Raw genomic sequence first — 17,637 nt, 5'->3', positions numbered from 1 at the left:
ACGCCGCGGCGCGGCGCTAATCTGCCCGCATGTCGATCTGGACCCGTATCGCCGATGCCCTTTCCGCCCTTGCGGCGGGTGAACCGCTGTCGGTGGTGTTCGACCGGCTGCGCGGGGCCCCCGACCCCGAAAAAAGCGTCGGCTTCACCATCGCGGTTCTGGCCCTTGGCGCCAAGATGGCCAAGGCCGACGGCGAGGTGTCCCGCGCCGAGGTGACCGCGTTCCGCCGCATCTTCACCCTGCCCCGGACCGAGGAAAAGCACGCCGCCCGCGTGTTCGACCTTGCCCGTCAGGATGTGGCCGGCTTTGACGCCTATGCCGCCAAGATTGCCCGGCTGTTCAACCCGACTGGCGCCCGCCTTTGCGCCGACGACCATCACATCCTGATCGACCTGCTGGAGGCGCTGTTCAACATCGCGCTGGCCGACGGCAGCTATCACCCCGGCGAAGATGCCTTCCTGGCCCATGTGGCCGAGGTGTTCGGTCTGGACGAAGGCTGTTTCCGCGCTGTCCGCGCCCGGCTGGTGGAGGGCGCCCCGCGCGACCCCTATGATGTGCTTGGCCTGCCGCGCGACGCCACGCTGGCCGAGGCCCGCGCCGCCTGGAAGGCGCTGGTGCGCGATTGCCACCCCGATGTGATGCAGGCCCGTGGCCTGCCGCCCGAAGCGGTGCGTCTGGCCGAGCGCCGCCTGATCGCCATCAACGCCGCCTGGGCCGAGATTTCGGGCAAGGTCGCTGCCTGATGGCCCGCGACTTCCTGCGTCTGGCGACCTATAACGTCGAATGGTTCAACGCGCTGTTCAACGACCGGGGCCGGATGCTGGAAGACAGCGCCCCCTCGGCCCGCCACAAGATCAGCCGCGCCACGCAACTGGGGGCGCTTGGCATCGTCTTTACCGCGCTGGACGCCGATGGCGTCATGGTAATCGAGGCGCCCGATACCAGTTCGAAACGCTCGACCGTGCAGGCGCTGGAAACCTTTGCCCGCCATTTCGGCCTGCGGGCGCGGCGCTGCCTGCACGGCTTCAATTCGGAGACCGAGCAGGAGATCGCCTTCCTGTACGATCCCGACCGGATCAGGTCAACGCATGACCCGCGCGGCAACCATCAAGGGCCGGGCGGCCCACCCAGCCCCGACAGCCCGCGTTTCGACGGCAGCTTCCGCTATGATCTGGACACCGACACCGCGCCAGAGACCATCGCCTTTTCCAAGCCACCGCTGGAAGTGGCGCTGACCGGCCCCGACGGGCAACCGCTGCGGCTGATCGGGGTTCATGCCAAGTCGAAAGCCCCGCATGGCGCGACCGACCCGGTGCAACTGCTGCGCCTGTCGATCGAGAACCGTCGCAAGCAACTGGCGCAATGTATCTGGCTGCGCGCCCGGGTCGAGGAACATCTGGCCCGCAAGGAAAGCCTGGTCGTCATGGGCGATTTCAACGATGGTCCCGGACTGGACGAGTTCGAGCGCCTGTTCGGCAAATCGGGGATCGAGATCGTCCTTGGTTCGGACGGCGATCCGGCGTTGCGGCTGACAGATCCCCATGCCGCCATGGCGCTGCAAAGCCGCGTCGCCATGGCGCCCACCTCGGCCCGGTTCTGGCACGGGCCAAAGCAGCATTACTTCGAGGCGCTGCTGGATTTCATCATGGTCTCACCCGATCTGGCGCTGCGCAGCCCGGACTGGCGGATCTGGCACCCGTTCAATGATCCGGCCATCGCCGCCGTGCCCGAGTTGCGCGAGGCGTTGTTGCAGGCGTCGGATCATTTCCCCGTCACGCTGGACCTGCCGCTTTCCGCCAAGGCGCCCCGCCGTCGCCAAACGTGATTTGCGCGGGCGCGGGGGTCTTCCCATATTAAGCCAGAGTTACTGATGGGAGTGCTGTCCATGCGCCGCACCGCTGCCTGCATGATGATCTGCCTTGCGCTGGCCCCGCTGCCACTTGCCGCCGAAGACCCGGCCCCCAAGGGCGAAAGCGAGGGGTTCTCGCTGATGGAGGAAGGCGCGAAGCTGGTGCTGCGCGGGCTGATGTCGGAAATGGAACCGACGTTCAAGGAAATGGACAAGGCGCTGTCCGACATGAAACCGATGGTCGAAGAGATCGGACCGCGGTTTCAGGAACTGATCGCCCTGATGGGCGACGTGCATAACTATCAGGCGCCCGAAGTGCTGCCGAACGGCGACATCCTGATCCGCCGCAAGGTTCCGCTTGTGCCGAAGATCGGCCCCCGGCTGCCCGGCCCGAATGGCGAGACCGAGCTTTAAGACCATCCCATGATGCCGCCCGCCACCAAACGGCGGGGGCGGCGGACAGGATCAGATCTGCTTTTCGGGCATGTGGACGATCAGCCCGTTCAGGGCCGGCGTCACCTTGAGCTGGCAGGTCAGGCGCGACCGCACCGGATCGGGCTCATAGGCGAAGTCGAGCATGTCCTGCTCCATCGCGTCCTTCTTCGGCAGCTTGTCCACCCAGGCCGGATCAACATAGACATGGCAGGTCGAACAGGCGCAGGCGCCGCCGCAATCGGCCTCGATGCCCGGAATCCCGTTGTCGCGCGCGCCTTCCATCACGGTCAGCCCGTCGCGGACCTCGATCTCATGCGCCTTGCCGCCGTATTCCACATAGGTGATCTTCGCCATCGCCGTCCCCGGATCTTGCTGTCCTCGCGGACATAGGACGATTCCGCCGCCTTTGCCAGAGGGGCAGGACGCTTTCCCCCGGCCGCGCGGGCGGTTAGGCTGGCCACCCGCCAACAGGAGCCTACCATGAACGCCCTGCCCCTTGCCGCCCTGCAATCTGCCTGCGAGGCCGAACTGAACCGGCTTTGGGCCGGGCAAGACGACGGGGCGCATGATCTGGGCCATGTCCGCCGGGTGCTGGCCAATGCCCGCCGGATTGCCCTGGGCGAAGGCGGCGCGGATGAAGAGGTGCTGGTTCCGGCCGCGATTCTGCATGATGCGGTGAACCTGCCCAAATCCGACCCGGACCGCGCCCGCGCCTCAACGCTGTCGGCCGAAGCGGCGGCGCGGTTTCTGGCCGGCCTGCCGGGGTATCCGGCGGCAAAGATCCCCGCCGTCGCCCATGCCATTGCCGCGCACAGCTTTTCCGCCGGCATTGCCCCCGAAACGCCCGAGGCGGAAATCCTGCAGGATGCAGACCGGCTTGAGGCCCTGGGGGCCATCGGCATTGCGCGGATGTTCCATGTGGCGGGGCAGATGGGGGGCGGTCTTTTCGACCCCGATGATCCCATGGCGCTGCATCGCCCGCGCGACGACCGCCGCTTCGCGCTGGACCATCTGGAAACCAAGCTGTTCCCGGTGGCCGAAGCCATGCGCACCGCCACCGGGCGGACCATGGCGGCCGAACGGGCCGACTGGATGGCCAGCTTCCGCACCCGCCTGCTGCATGAGGTAGAATAACGAAAAGGGGCGGCCGGGTTGCCCCGCCGCCCCTGCCCCGCGCGGTGCTGGCCCGCGCCGGATCAGTCTTCGATGTTCAGCGCCACGAAGCGCGGGTTGCCATCGCGGCGCACCAGCAAGAGCAGCGACTTGCGTCCCGCCTCGCGCGCCTCGGCCACGCGGTCTTCCATATCCTTCAGCCGCGTCAGCCGTTGCTGGCCGGCCTCGGTGATCAGGTCGCCGTCGCGCAGGCCCTTGGTATAGGCCTCGGATTCGGGGTTGACCTTCAGCACCACCAGACCGGCGGTATCGGCATCAAGGCCCATCTGGCTGCGCATGTCCTCGCCCAGCGGCGCCAGCGTCAGGCCCAGCATCTCTTGCTGCTGCGGCTCACCGGGGCCGGTGGCCTTGACCGGGGTCGCCTGTGCCTCGGCTTCCTCGCGGCGGCCCAGCGTCACCTCAAGCGTCATGGTCTTGCCTTCGCGCAACACCACCAGCGCCACCTTTTCCCCCACGGCGGCATCGGCCACCTGGCGGGTCAGGTCTCCGGCATGTCCGATGGGCTTGCCGGCGAACTGGGTGATGACATCGCCCACCTCAAGCCCGGCTTCCTTGGACGGGCCGTCCATCACCGTGGTGACCAGCGCACCCTTGGCATCGGCAAGGCCCATCGATTCCGCGATGTCGGGCGTTACGTCCTGAATCGACACGCCCAGCCAGCCGCGGCGGGTTTCGCCGAATTCCTTCAACTGGTCGACAACCTTCGACACCACGTTCGACGCCATCGAGAAGCCGATCCCGATCGAGCCGCCGTTGGGCGACAGGATGGCGGTGTTCACGCCGATCACTTGCCCGTCCATGTTGAACAAGGGGCCGCCCGAGTTGCCCCGGTTGATGGCGGCATCGGTCTGAAGGTAATCGTCATAGGTGCCCGAGAGTTCGCGGTTGCGGGCCGAGACAATGCCCGCGCTGACCGAGAAGCCCTGCCCCAGCGGGTTGCCCATGGCGACCACCCAGTCGCCCACGCGCATCAGGTCGGAATTGCCAAAGCTGACATAGGGCAAGGGTTTCTTGGCATCGACCTTCAGAACCGCAATGTCGGTCTTGGGGTCGGTGCCCACCAGCTTGGCCGGCAGCTTCTCGCCGCCGAAGAACTCGATCTCGATCTCGTCCGCGCCTTCGATGACGTGGTTGTTGGTGACGATATAGCCGTCCTCGCTGATCACGAAGCCAGATCCCAGCGCCTCGGACCGCTGTGGCCCCTTCGGGCCAAGATCGGGGAACAGATCCTGGAACGGGCTGCCCTCGGGTACCATCGGGCCGCCTTCCATCGGGGCCGAGACGGTGGCGCGGGTGGTGATGTTCACCACCGAAGGGCTGATCTTGTCAGCCAGCTCGGCAAAACTTTCGGGCGCGCCGAAGGCCAGCACCGGGGCAGGCAGCGAAACCGCAAGGCCGGCGCCCAGCGCCATGGCCAGAACGGAAGCAGAGGTCAGGGAGCGGAAAGTGGACATCTTTGCGCGGGACACGGGCGTGGTCTCCTCTTGCGTGTCAAGCAGCGGGCGGGGGCTGTCCCCGGGGGCCGCTTCGAACCTGACAGAACAGTTAGGCAAGGCGAGGCGCAATGCAAACCCCGTCGCGCCGTTTCAACCCCATGTGAACGGACTGTCACGAAAGGGGCCATGATCGGCAAGGCCGCCGCGTCAGGGTCAGGCGCCCAGACTGCGGGCCAGCCAGACCAGCGCCACCCCTGCCGCCAGCGCGACCAGCCCCAGCATCCGCCGGGTGTCGCGCGGCATTTCGGCAAACAGCCGCAGCGCGTCTTCCATGCGCGAAGGGGCCAGCGCAAGCGCCAGCCCCTCCACCGCAAGCACCAGCCCGATGGCCAGCACCACCAGACTCATGGCGTGGGCGCCGGAGCCGCGGGTGCCGGGGCGGCAGGCACCGCTCCGGCGCCGTCATCCCCCCGCAGATAGTGGAAGAATTCACTGTCGGGCCGCATCACGATGCTGGAATTGCTGCCCTTGAGCGAGGTTTCATACGCCCGCAGCGACCGGGTGAAGGCAAAGAACTCCGGGTCGCGGCCATAGGCTTCGGCCAGCAGCCGGTTGCGTTCGGCATCGGCCTCACCGTGGATCACATCCGCCTGCCGCTTCGCGTCCGATGTCAGCTCCACCACCTCGCGGTCCGCCGCCGCCCGCACCCGCTGCGCGGCTTCGCCGCCGCGGGCGATCTCGTCCGCCGCCTCGCGCTGACGTTCGGCCCGCATCCGGGCAAAGGTCGCGGCAAGGTTCTGCTCGGGCAGGTCGGTGCGGGTCAGCCGCACGTCGATCACATCGACGCCCAGCGCATCACCCTCGCGTTTGGCGATGGCAAGGATCTGGTTCATCAGCGCCGTCCGGTCCAGGCTCAGCACCCGGTCCTGGGTGGTGTTGCCCAGCACTTCGGGAATGGCCTGCGTCAGGATGTTGTTCAGCAGCGCCTGCGCCCGGTCTTCGCCCGCACTGCCCACCGCGCGGCGGAAGGCCACCACATCGGTGATGCGCCAGCGCGCGAAGGCATCGACCACCAGCCGGCGGTCAGACAGCAGCGTCACTTCGATCGGGGCGGTCTGCAGCCCCAGGATACGGTCTTCGTAATAGACCACGTCCTGAATGAACGGCAGCTTGAAGCCCAGACCCGGGTCTTCCTTGACCTGGGTCACGTCGCCGAATTGCAGAACAAGCGCCTTCTTGCGTTCATCCACGATGAAGACCGATGACAGCGCGGTCACCAGGATCACGACGATCACCGGAACAATATACATCGCCCGCATCAGTTGGTTCCTCCCGTGGTCGCGCCAGCCGTGCCGCCCGACCGCATCAGTTCGTTCAGGGGCAGGTAGGGCACCACGCCGCCCGTCCCGCCAGCGCCATCGACACCGTCAAGGATCACCTTGTTGATGCCGCCGAACACCTTTTCCATGGTCTCCAGATACAGCCGTTGGCGCGTCACTTCGGGCGCCTTCACATATTCGGCATAGACCGACAGGAAGCGCGCCGCCTCACCCTGGGCCGAGTTGATGGCCGCCGCCCGGTAGGCTTCAGCGTTTTCCAGCACCGAGGCCACTTCACCCCGGGCGCCTGCCGTCACCTTGTTGGCATAGGCATCCGCCTCCTTCTCAAGCCGGTCGCGTTCCTGTTGCGCCGCCTGCACCTCGCGGAAGGCGTCGATCACGTCTGCCGGGGGCTGGGCGCGCTGAAGGTTGACCCGGATCACGCTGATGCCGGAATTGTAGGTGTCCAGCGTCGCCTGCACCGCGGTGCGCAGGTCGGCCGCGATCACGCCACGGTCACGGTTGAGAATGGGCGACAGTTCGCTGCGGGCGATGATGTCGCGCATGGCGCTTTCCGAAACGGCGCGGATGGTGCCTTCGGGATCGGCCAGGTTGAACAGGTATTTCTCGGGGTCCGAGATGTTCCAGACCACCTGGAACCCGATGTCCACGATGTTCTGGTCGCGCGTCAGCATCAGCCCGCCATCGGCGGTCTGGCCGGTGCCGATCTCGGTGGTGCGTTCGCCGGTGACCTGCACCTTTTCATAGGTGACAACCGGCCAGGGGGCAAAATTCAGACCCGGCTGGCCGATGCCCGAGCTTTCGCCCAGGAACAGTTCGACCGCACGTTCTTCCTGATTGACCTGGTAGAACGACATGAAGGCCCAGCCCGCCACCAGCGCCAGCGCGCCCAGCGCCAGCCCCTGCCGGGTGAACAACGGCGAGCCGCCGCCAAGGCCCGGTCCGCGCGGACCGCCGCCCCCGCCGTTGGCGCGGCTGCGGCCGCCCATCAGGACGCGAAGCTGCTCTTGTCCCTTGCGGACGATTTCGTCGATTTCGGGGATCTGCGGGCCGCCTTCGCCGGGCCGCCGGGGGCCGCCACGCTTGTCGTCATCGTTCCGGCCGCCGCGGTTGCCGCTGCCGTTACCCTCGTCATCGCCGCCTCCGCCGCCCCAGGGGCCGCCGCTTCCTGCCATGAACCTTGTTCCCTTTTGCTCGTGTCGCTGCCTAACCTGTGCATCCGCGACGGAATTTCAAGCCTTGTCAGCCCGTTCGCACAGGCTTCCGCATCGTTACCAATTCCTCGGCCATGGTCGGGTGCACCGCCACCGTGCGGTCGAAGTCTTCCTTGGTCGCGCCCATGCCGATGGGAATCGCCGCCAACTGGATCATTTCGCCCGCGCCGGGGCCAACGATATGGCAGCCCAGAACCTTGCGGCTGGCCGCATCGACGACCAGCTTCATCAGCACCCGGTCCTGCCGCCCGGCAAACAGCGTCTGCATCGGGCGGAAGGTCGCGGCATAAACCTCGATCGGCCCCAGTGCGCGGGCCGCCTCTTCGCTCAGGCCCACCGTGCCCAGTTCCGGCCGGGTGAAAACCGCGCTGGCGATCAGGCCGTGATCGAATTTCGTCGGCACCCCGCGAAACACCGTATCGGCAAAGGCATGGCCTTCACGGATGGCGACCGGCGTCAGGTTCACGCGGTTGGTCACATCGCCCACCGCATGGATCGAGGGCACGGCGGTCTGGCTCCAGTCATCCACCACCACCTCGCCATGGCGGCCAAGTTCCACACCCAGCGCCTCCAGCCCAAGACCCGCGGAATTGGGCCGCCGCCCGGTGGCGTACAGCACCAGATCGAACTCGCGCTCGGTGCCATCGGTCGCCACGGCGCGGATACCGCCCGGCGTGCGTTCCAGCCGCAGCACATCGGTGCCGCAATGAATGGCAATGCCCGCCGCCTGCATCGCGTTCGACACATGGCCGCGCGCCTCATCGTCAAAGCCGCGCAGAATCTGGGCGCCGCGATAGTATTGCGTCGTGTGTACCCCCAGCCCGTGCAGGATGCCGGCGAATTCGCTGGCGATATAGCCACCGCCCACCACCAGCGCCCGCCGGGGAAGCGCCGGCAGATGGAACATCTCGTTCGAGGTGACGGCCAGGTCGGCGCCCGGAATGTCGGGGACGAAGGGCCGCCCGCCGGTGGCGATCAGGATGTGCTTGGCCGTGATCCGTTCGCCGGTGGCCAGCCGCACGGAATGGGCATCCTCGACCGTGGCGCGGGTGTCGTGCACCTGCACGCCCGCCCCGGCCAGCGTGCCGCGATAGGCGGTCTCAAGCCGGGACAGCTCGGCCTCAAGCGCGGTGCGGAACCGGGTCCAGTCGAAGGCGCCCGGCTGCACGTCCCAGCCATAGGCGCGGGCATCGGCAATCTGGGTGGGGAAGTCGCTGGCAAAGACCATCAGCTTCTTCGGCACGCAGCCACGGATCACACAGGTGCCGCCCATGCGGCTTTCCTCGGCCAGCGCGACGCGCGCGCCCCCCTCGGCCGCCGCGATCCGCGCGGCGCGCACCCCGCCCGAACCGCCGCCAATGACAAAAAGATCAACGTCGAAGGCCATGTGCCCCCCTTCCTGTTCCCGGCCACAAGACCAAAGCCGCCCGATGGGCGACGATACGCGTCTAGTCCTGCCCGGCGAAGATGTTTTCGACCGGCGGCAGCGCCACCCGGTCCTCATCGAACCGGCCCGAGTTGATGTCGCGCACCTGCACCCGTCCATCGGGGTGCCCCACAACAACGGTATCGCAGATGTCGATGAAAAGCCCGTTCTCCACCACACCTGGAATCTGGTTCAGCACCAGCGACAGTTGCCGCGGATTGCCGATCCGGTTCAGGTGCAGGTCAAGGATATGGTTCTGCCCGTCGGTGCGCAGCGGCTGGTCGCCTGTCATCCGCAAGGTGACTTCGCGGCCGATCACATCCATGCTGACCAGCGTCTCCTCGACCAGCGCCTTCGTGGTGCGCCAGCCGAAGGGGATCACCTCGACCGGCAGCGGAAAGGCGCCAAGCTGGGCCACTTCCTTGGCCGCGTCCGCGATCACGATCATCTGGTCCGAGGCGGTGGCGACAATCTTTTCCTGCAGCAGCGCCGCCCCGCCGCCCTTGATCAGGTTCAGATGCGTGTCGAACTCGTCTGCCCCGTCGATGGTCAGGTCCAGCCACTTCACCTCATCCAGCGTGCGCACATCCAGCCCCAGGCCAACGGCAAGCTCGGCCGTGCGGCGGCTGGTGGCCACGCAGGTGACCCGCAACCCCTCGTCGCGAACCCGCTCGGCCAGGCTGCGCACCATCCAGGCGGCGGTCGATCCGGTGCCAAGGCCCAGCTTCATGCCATCCTCGACAAAATCGACCGCGCGCCGCGCCGCCACGAACTTGGCGTTGTCGATGGGATTCAGATCGGCGGGCATGTCACACGCTCCCTGCGGTCGGGTCATCTGGCGGATCGAAGAATACAGCGCGGCTTAACGCAAAGCCGGCACAAGGGCAAAAGGCTTTTCCCGCTTTCACCGCCCCTTGGCGACACCCCGCTTTGGCTTGCGGTTGGTACTGGAAAATCACGCCAATGTCGCGGATAGAAGATACATGGCGCAGTCTGCCGACTCGCAAACCGCGCATCTGTGTCATGCTATGCAAGATCCCCCCGCTCCCGATGAGAACTGGCCATGCTTGCGCTTTACACCGCTCCGGACACGGCCTCGACAATCATCCGGCTTGCCCTGGCCGGCCGCGGAATTCCGCTTGAGCTGCGCCCGGTTCCGCGCTCGCCGCTGGCCTTGCAGGGCCATGACTGGCGGGCGGTGAACCCGACCGGCAGCTTTCCCCTGCTGCAAACGCCGCAAGGCCCGGTGTCGGAAACCGGCGCCATCCTGCTGTGGCTGTCCGATTTCCACCGCCTTGGCCCCGGTGCTGCCGATGCGGCGCGCCCCGCCTTTCTGAAATGGCTGTTCTTCCTGTCGAACATGGCCAATGCCGAACTGCGCCCGCTGGTCTGGCCGCAGAACTATGCCCCCGCGGAATCCGGCGCCGGGCAGGTCACGCTGACCGCGGGGCGGTTCCTGACGGCGCTTGCCCATGTGGATGAGGCTCTGCGCACCACGCCCGAGATGTTTCCCCTGCTGGGGCCGCTGTCGGCCTATGTGCTGATGCTGGGCCGCTGGGCGGCGCAATATCCGCTGAATCACCCGCGCTGGTTCCACCTGACCGCCTTCCCCGACCTTCTGGCCCACGCCCTTGCCGCCGAGACCCTGCCCGAGGCCCGGGCCATCGCCGCCGAGGAAGGGCTGGGCGAAACCCCGTTCAGCGCGCCGCCACCCGCACCGCCGCTGTCCTGAACAAAGCTGCGGCATCCTGACGCGGACCGCGCGCGGAATGTCGGATTCCGCCCTTGCGGATTACGCCGCGCCCTTCATCCTCCGCCAAAGCCCGGAGGACCGCATGTTTCTGTCCGTTTTCGACATGTTCAAGGTGGGGATCGGCCCCTCGTCCAGCCACACCATGGGCCCCATGGTGGCGGCGGCCCGTTTCCTTGACATGCTGCGCGCCTCGCCCTTCCACTTTCGCGGGCTGCAGGCCAGCCTGCACGGCTCGCTTGCCTTCACCGGGGTCGGCCACGCCACCGACCGCGCCACCATCCTTGGCCTTGCCGGGTTTCACCCCGAAACCTATGACGCCGACAGGGCCGAGGCCGCCATGGCCGAAATCCGCGCGACAAAGACCATCTCGCCGCCCGGCCTGCCGCCGATGCACTTCGACCCGGCCACCGACCTGCATTTCGACTATGGCCCCGCCCTGCCCGGCCATGCCAACGGCATGATCCTGAAGGCGACCGATGCCGAAGGCGACGTGATCCTTCAGGAAACCTTCTACTCGATCGGCGGTGGCTTCGTGCTGACCGCCACCGAACTGGCCGAAGCCGGCGGCACCCGCTCGCAAGCCCGCGCCGATGTGCCCTGGCCCTTTGAAACCGGCGCCGAAATGCTGGAAATGGCCCGCCGCTCCGGCCTCTCCATCGCCGGGATGAAGCGCCAGAACGAGTTGAAGTTCCGCTCCTCCGCCGATCTGGACCGTGGCCTTGCCCGGATCTGGGAGGTGATGAACGGCTGCATCTCGCGCGGGATGCAGGGCGAAGGCATCCTGCCCGGCGGGCTGAAGGTCCGCCGCCGCGCCAAGGGCATCCATGACGCGCTGATGGCCGAACGCGGTCTGAACCTTGTCGCCCCGCATACGATCAACGACTGGATGAGCATGTATGCCATGGCGGTGAACGAGGAAAACGCCGCCGGCGGGCAGGTCGTCACCGCGCCCACCAATGGCGCGGCCGGCGTGGTGCCGGCCGTAATCCGCTACTGGCTGGACCATGTGCCCGGCGCCACACCCGGCCGGGTCGGGGAATTCCTGCTGACCGCCGCCGCCATCGGCGGGCTGTGCAAGCACAACGCCTCGATCTCGGGGGCGGAATGTGGCTGTCAGGCCGAAGTGGGCAGCGCCTCGGCCATGGCGGCGGCGGGGCTTTGCGCCGTGCTGGGCGGCACGCCGGAACAGGTGGAAAACGCCGCCGAAATCGCGCTGGAACACCACCTTGGCATGACCTGCGACCCGGTGAAGGGGCTGGTGCAGGTGCCCTGCATCGAACGCAACGGGCTGGGCGCCATCAAGGCGGTCTCGGCTGCCTCGCTGTCGATGCGCGGCGACGGCATCCATCTGGTCAGCCTTGACGCCGCCATCGAGACGATGCGCCAGACCGGCCACGACATGCACGAGAAATACAAGGAAACCTCGCTGGGCGGCCTTGCGGTGAACGTGCCCAACTGCTGACCGGCCGTCAGGTCTGGTCGCTCCGCCTCGAAACCGCCCCTTCCCCCGGCGCGCCGCATCCGTTATGGGATCGGCGCAATTCCGATCAGGGGAAGGACCGCTGCCAATGGCCAACGTGGTTGTCGTGGGCGCCCAGTGGGGCGACGAAGGCAAGGGCAAGATCGTCGACTGGCTTTCCGAGCGCGCCGACATCGTCGCCCGCTTCCAGGGTGGCCACAATGCCGGCCATACGCTGGTGATCGACGGCGTGGTCTACAAGCTGTCGCTGCTGCCCTCGGGCATCGTGCGCGGCGGCAAGCTGTCGGTCATCGGCAACGGTGTCGTGCTTGACCCTTGGGCGCTGCTGACCGAAATCGACAAGCTGGCCGGCCAAGGCGTGACCATCACCCCCGACAACCTGCTGATCGCCGAGAACACCCCGCTGATCCTGCCGGTGCATGGCGAACTGGACCGGGCGCGCGAATCGCAGAATTCGGTGGCCAAGATCGGCACCACCGGCCGCGGCATCGGCCCGGCCTATGAAGACAAGGTTGGCCGCCGTACCATTCGCGTCGCCGATCTGGCCGATGAGGCCACGCTGGACACCCGCATCGGCCGGCTGCTGACGCACCACAACGCGCTGCGCGCCGGGCTGGGCCTTGCCCCGATCGACGCCGCCGCGCTGAAGGCGCAACTGCTGGAAGTTGCGCCGAAGATCCTGCCCTTCGCCAAACCCGTCTGGAAGGTGCTGACCGAGGCCCGCCGCGCCGGCAAGCGCATCCTGTTCGAAGGCGCGCAAGGCAGCCTGCTGGACGTGGATTTCGGCACCTATCCCTATGTCACCTCGTCGAACACGCTGGCCGGCATGGCCGCCACCGGCACCGGCCTTGGGCCGACCTCGATCGACTTCGTGCTTGGCATCGTCAAGGCCTATACCACCCGCGTCGGCGAAGGCCCCTTCCCGACCGAGCTTTTCGATGCCGATGGCGACCGCCTTGGCACCCGTGGCCATGAATTCGGCACCGTCACCGGGCGCAAGCGCCGTTGCGGCTGGTTCGATGCCGTGCTGGTGCGCCAGACCTGTGCCACCAGTGGCGTGTCGGGCATCGCCCTGACCAAGCTGGACGTGCTGGACGGGTTCGAGACGCTGAAGATCTGCACCGGCTACATGCTGGATGGCGAAAAGCTGGACTACCTGCCCACCGCCGCCAACCTTCAGGCCCGCGTCACCCCGGTCTATGAGGAACTGGAAGGCTGGAGCGAGTCGACCGCCGGCGCCCGAAGCTGGGCTGACCTGCCGGGCGCCGCGATCAAATACGTCCGCCGCATCGAGGAACTGATCCAGTGCCCGGTGGCGCTGCTCTCGACCAGCCCCGAACGTGACGACACCATTCTGGTGACCGATCCCTTCGCCGACTGACCATCCTTCCGGGAGCACGCCCCTTGGCCCTCAGCCACGCCGCCCGCAAACGCCTGTCGCTGCTGATCCTGGTGATCGGGATGCCGCTTTATGTGGTGGTGGCGGTCAGCGTGGTGAACTGGGCTGATGCCCGCTGGGGCCGCCTGCCGTTTCTGGCGGAAATGGCGGTCTATATCGTGCTCGGGCTGCTTTGGGCCCTGCCCTTCCGCAGCCTGTTCCGCGGCGTGGGCCAGGCCGATCCGAATGTAGAAACGGATCAGGCGGAAGGGCCCGGCCCCTCCGCCTGATCAAGGTTCCACGCGGGCTCCCCGGATCAGGGGGAGATGTCCCGCGCCCTTGCCAGAACCGCTGATCCCTCGGGCAGCGCAAAGCGGCCGCGCCGCGCCCGGGTGATCCGCCCGTCCCGCAACAGCCCGCCAAAGGCGCGCAGGCAATCCTCGCGGCTGCCAGCGTCCGCACCGACATAGCGCAGCAGATGCGGCCGGGTGAAATCCTCCTGCCGCTCGACACAGGTCACATAGGCCGCGGCAGCCTCCAGCCGCTGCGACAGATCCCCGGCCTCCAGACGGCTGGCAAAGGTCTCGAAGGCCCCGCGATCCTGTGGCGCGAAGGCGGTCTCGTCCTCATCCTCGGCCTCTTCCGCCGGGGCGGGCGCAAGGATAGGGTCGCGCAGCGACAGGACCGGCGGCGTCTCCTCCTCATCCTCGACATAGGCCGCGGCGGCAACGGCGGCGCTGCCGGCCATACGGCGCGGACGCAGGGGCGTGGCGGGCCGGTCGATCCGCAGCTCCGACACCAGCACCAGCGGCGCCGGACGGTCGGTTTCGGGGCGGTCGGATGCGGGCCGCTCGGCAACCGGGCGGTCCTCCGGCGGCAGGTCGGGCACGGCCACCGGGGTGGGGCGCGCGGCGGCGGGGCGGGCCGGGCGCACCACGCGGGCCAGATCGGCGCGGTAGGGATCGGCGCGCAGGGTTTCCGAGGGCTTCTTCACCCCGGCCAGCCGGTCGGCAACCGTCGCCGCCACCGCCGCCTTGAGATGCTGGATCGCCGACAGCCGGCGCTGGTTTTCCTCGACCGCCATCTCGTCATCGGCCTGGCGCAACAGCCGCGCCACATCCGGTTCGGCCCCTGCCTCTGCCGGGGGTTCAGTCGGTTCGGACGCAACGGCCCCGGCGGCGGGCAGCTCAGGCAGGTCGGCATCGGCGCGGCGGATCTTGATCACCCGCGCCCGCGCCCGCTGCGCCTTTTCCATCACCTCGGCCGCATGGCGGGCCGCAGCGACCAGCGCCAGCGTATCCTCGGGGGCTTCCTCGGGCGCCGTGGCCGCTTCGGGCTTCGCCGCGGAGGCCGGCAAGTCATCGGCCCCTTCGGTCTCGGCCTCAAGCTCTGCCGCAAGATCCTCGGGTAGCGCGTCGATCAGGTCGTCGGGCGAGACCAGCGGCAAAGCCTCGACCGCGGGCGGTTCGGACAGGTCATACAGCGACTCGTCCAGTGCAAGGCCGGTCTCTTCGGCAAAAGGATCTGTCGCGGTCTGCGCCGCATCCTCGGCCATCTCCGGCACGGCCAGAACGGGCGCGGCTCCGGCTTCCTCGGCCACGACACCGGCCGAGGCCGTTACCTCGCCACCGGCCAGCGTGGCGATCAGGCTTTCCAGAACCACATCCGTCGCATCGCCGGCCACCGCTTCCGCCTGCACCGGCGGCTCTGCGGCCCCGGTCGGAACGGGCGCAAAAGCCTCGGCCGGCAGCGGCGCCACGTCCATGGTCTCGGTATTCTCATCGTCAAACGCATCCGGGGCCGCAGCCGCCGGGGCCAGGGGCACCATCGGCACCACCACACCGCCCGATGCCGCGGCAACCGCCTGACGCAAGCGGGCCAGCTTGGCCGCCACCCCTTCGGGCATGGCCGGGCGCAGCGTGGGGGCGGCGGGCTGCGGTGCGGCCGTCGCGTCCGATGGCATCGTCACCACAGGGTTCGCAACATGAGTCGGCGGGACAGCCTGCACCGCCACCGGCACCGCAGCCACAGGGGCAGCAGCCGCAACCGGCATCGGCGCAGGTTCGGCCGCAACAGGCGGCGGCGCGGCGGGCGCGACTTCGGCAACGGCAGCCTCGGCCGCCGGCTCGGTCAGCGCCTCTCCGGCGCGCAGCAGAACACCATTGTCCTGAACCCGCGTCTCGACCCGGCGCTGCACCTCACGTTCGGCGATACGGTGCAGCATGGCGGCATCGGGCTGCGGCGGCTCGGCCCCGAAATAACGATCCTCGGCCGCAAGATCGCGGAAATACTCGGCAATGGACCGCATCGTGTTGAACGGATCGTCGAACCCTTCCAGCGTGCAGCTGAAGGTGCCATACGAAACCGTAAGTATCTTGCTCGCACCATTCATGGATGCAGACCTCTCACTTCCACGTCGTCAGACCCTGCCTTGCCGGCTGATCAATTCGATGGACAGACATGGGTAATTTGAAGGATTGATTGTGACCCGCAAACAGCCAGCCTGCCTTATTTCGTCAGTATCGCCATGAACCAGCCGATTCTCCAATCCTCTTATGGGGTTACGCTTGTCGGGGGTGGGCCCGTCACCGGGCGCGACCTGAAGACCGCCCTGAAAATGGCACCTGTTGTGGTTGGCGCCGATGGCGGGGCCAACAGGTTGATGCAGGCCGGCATCGCACCGCAGGCGGTGATCGGCGATCTGGATTCGATTTCCAGCCAGACCCGCGCCGCCCTGCCGCCCGACGTGCTGCATCACCTGACCGATCAGGCCACCACAGATTTTGACAAGGCGCTGCGTTCGATTGTGGCGCCCTTCGTTCTGGCCCTGGGATTCGCCGGCGCGCGAATCGACCACGGTCTGGCCGTGATGAACGTGCTGGTGCGCCATGCCGACCGCCGCTGTCTGGTCGTCGGGCCGCAGGACGTGGCCTTCGCGGCCCCGCCCGATCTGGCGCTGCGCCTGCGGCCCGGCGATCCGCTGTCGCTGTTCCCCATGGCCCCCGTCACCGGCCACAGCACCGGGCTGGAATGGCCGATCACGGGGCTGCATTTCGCGCCCGACGGATTCATCGGCACCTCGAACCGGGTTTCCGCCCCGGATGTTCGGCTGACCTTCGAAAGCCCCGGCATGATCGTGATCCTGCCGCGCGCGCGCCTGAAGGCGGCGGTCACGGCCCTGCGGGCACTTCCGGCTCGGCCGAGGGCGCCCGGTCACGATGCGCCGCCCGCTCACGCGAAATGATATACAGGCCCGAGGCCACGATCACCGCGATGCCCGCAGCCGTCATCAGGTTCGGCAGGTCATCGAAGATCAGATAGCCCAGCAGCACCGCCACCACGATCTCGAAGTAGTGCAGCGGCGCCAGCGTGGCGGAAGGCGCGAATTTCAGCGCATAGGTCATGCACATGTGGCTGACCGCCGCCCAGAACCCCACGCCGAACAGCCACAGCCAGACCACCCCCTGCGGCCAGATCGAGCCCAGTTCGGGCACGCTGCCGCCATGGAAGGCCCACATCACCGGCAGGCACAGGACAAGCCCGGTCCAGCTTGTGTGGAACTGCATGGCCACCGGGTGCATGTAGGCCGAGATGGCCCGCGTCACCAGCATGTAGAAGGCAAAGAAGAACGCGGTTCCCAGGGGCCACAGCGCCACCATCCCGAACACTGCCAGCGACGGCTGGATCACCAGCAGCGCCCCGCCGAAGCCCACCAAGCAGGCCGCAATGCGCCGCGGCCCCACCGCATCGCCAAAGATCAGCGGCCCCAGCAAGAGCAGGATGAACGGTTCGACAAAGGCAATGGCCAGCGCATCGGCCAGCGGCATCACCGCAATGCCCGACACGAAGGAAAAGGTGGACAGGATCAGGAACGCCGCCCGCAGCGTGACAAATCCCAGCGCCCGCCGGTCCAGCCGCAGCGGCACGCCCATGAACAACACAACCGGCAGCATCAGCGCGCCCTGCACCAGAAAGCGCGCGGTGGTGATCTGGCCGACCGGCACCCCGGCCTCGGCCGCCAGCTTGGACGACACATCCAGAAGCGGGGCCAACATGCAGAAGGCCAGCATCAGCAGGATGCCGGGAAGGATACGGTCACTGTTCATTCCCAACCGCTAACCGCCCCGCCGCCGCCCCGCCATCCCGAAAACGA

Annotated in this window: 18 protein-coding genes; 9 read left to right on the top strand and 9 right to left on the bottom strand. The window is 67.6% G+C overall.

Annotation, left to right across the window (positions count from 1 at the left end):
* Window positions 1-29 precede the first annotated feature (29 nt).
* The 3 genes from B6K69_RS16490 to B6K69_RS16480 are packed head-to-tail and all read left to right on the top strand — an operon-like array spanning window position 30 to window position 2,263.
* Window positions 30-743, top strand: a complete 714-nt coding sequence (locus tag B6K69_RS16490) for a molecular chaperone DjiA (RefSeq protein WP_108644572.1) — start codon at window positions 30-32, stop codon at window positions 741-743.
* Window positions 743-1,825 carry an endonuclease/exonuclease/phosphatase family protein gene (locus B6K69_RS16485; protein ID WP_108644571.1) on the top strand — a complete coding sequence of 361 codons (1,083 nt, stop codon included), beginning with the start codon at window positions 743-745 and terminating at the stop codon, window positions 1,823-1,825. Before B6K69_RS16490 ends, B6K69_RS16485 begins: the two co-directional genes overlap by 1 nt.
* Window positions 1,826-1,870: 45 nt before the next feature.
* Window positions 1,871-2,263, top strand: coding sequence for an AAA+ family ATPase (locus B6K69_RS16480; protein ID WP_228156766.1), 393 nt, complete (start codon window positions 1,871-1,873; stop codon window positions 2,261-2,263).
* Between the two features lie 51 nt (window positions 2,264-2,314).
* On the opposite strand, the gene B6K69_RS16475 is transcribed toward B6K69_RS16480, so the two are convergent.
* Entirely contained in the window at window positions 2,315-2,638 is a 324-nt protein-coding gene (locus tag B6K69_RS16475; RefSeq protein ID WP_107672077.1) for a 2Fe-2S iron-sulfur cluster-binding protein, read from the bottom strand.
* A gap of 126 nt (window positions 2,639-2,764) precedes the next feature.
* Here B6K69_RS16475 and B6K69_RS16470 point away from each other — a divergent pair, with 126 nt between their 5' ends.
* Complete coding sequence (locus B6K69_RS16470; protein WP_108644570.1) at window positions 2,765-3,418, top strand: HD domain-containing protein; 654 nt, start codon at window positions 2,765-2,767, stop codon at window positions 3,416-3,418.
* 62 nt (window positions 3,419-3,480) lie between these two features.
* On the opposite strand, the gene B6K69_RS16465 is transcribed toward B6K69_RS16470, so the two are convergent.
* The 6 genes from B6K69_RS16465 to rpiA all read right to left on the bottom strand — a co-directional run bounded on the left by B6K69_RS16465 (window position 3,481) and on the right by rpiA (window position 9,681).
* Window positions 3,481-4,911 carry a DegQ family serine endoprotease gene (locus tag B6K69_RS16465; protein WP_418260565.1) on the bottom strand — a complete coding sequence of 477 codons (1,431 nt, stop codon included), beginning with the start codon at window positions 4,909-4,911 and terminating at the stop codon, window positions 3,481-3,483.
* A gap of 195 nt (window positions 4,912-5,106) precedes the next feature.
* Window positions 5,107-5,301, bottom strand: coding sequence for a DUF2065 domain-containing protein (locus B6K69_RS16460; RefSeq protein ID WP_108644568.1), 195 nt, complete (start codon window positions 5,299-5,301; stop codon window positions 5,107-5,109).
* Window positions 5,298-6,215: a protease modulator HflC gene (gene hflC / locus B6K69_RS16455; RefSeq protein WP_107672081.1), complete on the bottom strand. Its 918-nt coding sequence runs from the start codon at window positions 6,213-6,215 to the stop codon at window positions 5,298-5,300. The genes B6K69_RS16460 and hflC overlap by 4 nt, the downstream gene beginning before the upstream one ends.
* Window positions 6,212-7,408 carry an FtsH protease activity modulator HflK gene (gene hflK, locus B6K69_RS16450; protein WP_107672082.1) on the bottom strand — a complete coding sequence of 399 codons (1,197 nt, stop codon included), beginning with the start codon at window positions 7,406-7,408 and terminating at the stop codon, window positions 6,212-6,214. Before hflK ends, hflC begins: the two co-directional genes overlap by 4 nt.
* 67 nt (window positions 7,409-7,475) lie before the next feature.
* Window positions 7,476-8,834 (bottom strand): glutathione-disulfide reductase, encoded by a 1,359-nt coding sequence (gene gor, locus B6K69_RS16445; RefSeq protein ID WP_108644567.1) that lies wholly within the window; start codon window positions 8,832-8,834, stop codon window positions 7,476-7,478.
* Window positions 8,835-8,895: 61 nt separating this feature from the next.
* Window positions 8,896-9,681 (bottom strand): ribose-5-phosphate isomerase RpiA, encoded by a 786-nt coding sequence (gene rpiA, locus B6K69_RS16440; RefSeq protein WP_108644566.1) that lies wholly within the window; start codon window positions 9,679-9,681, stop codon window positions 8,896-8,898.
* Window positions 9,682-9,936: 255 nt separating this feature from the next.
* Here rpiA and B6K69_RS16435 point away from each other — a divergent pair, with 255 nt between their 5' ends.
* The 4 genes from B6K69_RS16435 (at window position 9,937) to B6K69_RS16420 (ending at window position 13,774) form a co-directional block, all read left to right on the top strand.
* A complete protein-coding gene (locus tag B6K69_RS16435) occupies window positions 9,937-10,605 on the top strand; it encodes a glutathione S-transferase family protein (RefSeq protein ID WP_108644565.1) in 669 nt (222 codons plus the stop codon).
* Window positions 10,606-10,708: 103 nt separating this feature from the next.
* On the top strand, window positions 10,709-12,088 hold the full coding sequence (locus B6K69_RS16430) for an L-serine ammonia-lyase (protein WP_108644979.1): 1,380 nt from the start codon (window positions 10,709-10,711) through the stop codon (window positions 12,086-12,088).
* A gap of 106 nt (window positions 12,089-12,194) precedes the next feature.
* Window positions 12,195-13,487 (top strand): adenylosuccinate synthase, encoded by a 1,293-nt coding sequence (locus B6K69_RS16425; protein WP_108644564.1) that lies wholly within the window; start codon window positions 12,195-12,197, stop codon window positions 13,485-13,487.
* A 23-nt stretch (window positions 13,488-13,510) separates the two neighbouring features.
* Window positions 13,511-13,774: a DUF2842 domain-containing protein gene (locus B6K69_RS16420; RefSeq protein WP_108644563.1), complete on the top strand. Its 264-nt coding sequence runs from the start codon at window positions 13,511-13,513 to the stop codon at window positions 13,772-13,774.
* 26 nt (window positions 13,775-13,800) lie between these two features.
* Here B6K69_RS16420 and B6K69_RS16415 read toward each other — a convergent pair whose 3' ends face one another.
* Window positions 13,801-15,876: a hypothetical protein gene (locus B6K69_RS16415; protein WP_108644562.1), complete on the bottom strand. Its 2,076-nt coding sequence runs from the start codon at window positions 15,874-15,876 to the stop codon at window positions 13,801-13,803.
* Between the two features lie 135 nt (window positions 15,877-16,011).
* Here B6K69_RS16415 and B6K69_RS16410 point away from each other — a divergent pair, with 135 nt between their 5' ends.
* The gene (locus tag B6K69_RS16410; RefSeq protein WP_108644561.1) at window positions 16,012-16,728 is read left to right on the top strand and encodes a thiamine diphosphokinase; all 717 of its coding nucleotides are present in this window, start codon (window positions 16,012-16,014) and stop codon (window positions 16,726-16,728) included.
* Here B6K69_RS16410 and B6K69_RS16405 read toward each other — a convergent pair.
* Window positions 16,655-17,590 (bottom strand): DMT family transporter, encoded by a 936-nt coding sequence (locus B6K69_RS16405; RefSeq protein ID WP_418260056.1) that lies wholly within the window; start codon window positions 17,588-17,590, stop codon window positions 16,655-16,657. The genes B6K69_RS16410 and B6K69_RS16405 overlap by 74 nt on opposite strands.
* Between the last annotated feature and the right edge of the window lie 47 nt (window positions 17,591-17,637).

It is taken from the genome of Pseudogemmobacter blasticus (assembly GCF_003071405.1).
GTDB classification, from domain to species: domain Bacteria; phylum Pseudomonadota; class Alphaproteobacteria; order Rhodobacterales; family Rhodobacteraceae; genus Pseudogemmobacter; species Pseudogemmobacter blasticus.
Note: the sequence above shows the minus strand (reverse complement) of the source record. Positions and strands in the feature narration are given on the sequence as shown.